The sequence below is a fragment of the Oleiphilus sp. HI0061 genome (assembly GCF_001635675.1).
The window spans coordinates 1-993 of the sequence record NZ_LWFE01000543.1 but is presented as its reverse complement, the minus strand read 5'-3'; the positions used below and the strand labels follow the sequence as shown (position 1 = coordinate 993).

The following is a 993-nucleotide window of genomic DNA, read 5'->3' as shown; positions in this document are numbered from 1 at the left end:
GATCTTGCGAGTAGTTCAGCCGCTAGAGGTGAGTATGCACTGGCGTATTGATAATGGACTTGCTGTTTTTCCAAATGCTGTTTTAGGGTTTGCCAATAACTCGTGAGCCCATCATATAGGCTCAACATATTACTGACCCGTAACAACAAACCATTTGAACCGCAAAGGCTTATGTCGGAGGTGACTAAATAGAGCCAGTGAGCTATTTCAAGCAGTTTCTTTCTTTCTATTTCGGGATCATAAGCATGCACACAGAGCTCACGACATAAGGAGGCAGCGCTACCTAGCCCCATTCCCAAATGAATACCTTGCTGTAGGGCATGATCATTGGCTTGAACTACGATGTTTTTTTGACCATTGATTACGATAACGGCTTGCTGTTCGTCCTGATTGCATGCTGCCTGGTTTAAAAACAGGCTATCGATTTGTAGTGAAGGGAAGTGGAGGTAAAGCCATAAAGTTGATAGAGACATAGCATCACCTTTATACCGCTTTAGAAGCAGGGAAGGGGATGATGTTGTTCGTGTTTTGTAGTGCCAGTGAAGGCCAATAAGAAGACATATTGAGAGAGAATTCGGGTTTTGGCCAGGCACCTTTTTGTTTTGCGATGGTAATCGCGATACCTCGCTCTTCAGCCTTTAGTTGCAAGCTCAAATTGACTGGTAGTGAAAGGCTTTGCTGCTTTGCTGTTCGAAAGATGAACTGACGGCACTGCCCCTGATTACTGGCTAATTGTAAGCGTTGAATATGATGAACTTCTAGTTGGTTTTGCCACAGGAGTACGGCCTCACAGGCACCACTTTTCAAGCACTGTTCTGCAGACCACAAGGCTTCATTCGCAGAGTTAGTATTAATAAGTAGTATGCGCTCTAACTCAATGCCTTGATGATAAAAGAACTCAGCACTCAAAATACCTGGCGGGTTGATAAATATGCAGAGGCCTTGTTTGTTTATTAACGAGGGTAATAACAGGCGAAGCTCGCCGATACCACA

At 44.2% G+C, this 993-nt stretch carries 2 protein-coding genes; both read right to left on the bottom strand.

The window, feature by feature from the left end; all coding sequences use genetic code 11:
- On the bottom strand, positions 1–473 hold a 473-nt coding region (locus tag A3735_RS07120; protein WP_197485730.1), incomplete at its 3' end, for a DNA polymerase Y family protein.
- A gap of 10 nt (positions 474–483) precedes the next feature.
- A partial coding sequence (locus A3735_RS30445) for a recombinase RecA (RefSeq protein ID WP_068637836.1) occupies positions 484–993 on the bottom strand: 510 nt, incomplete at its 5' end.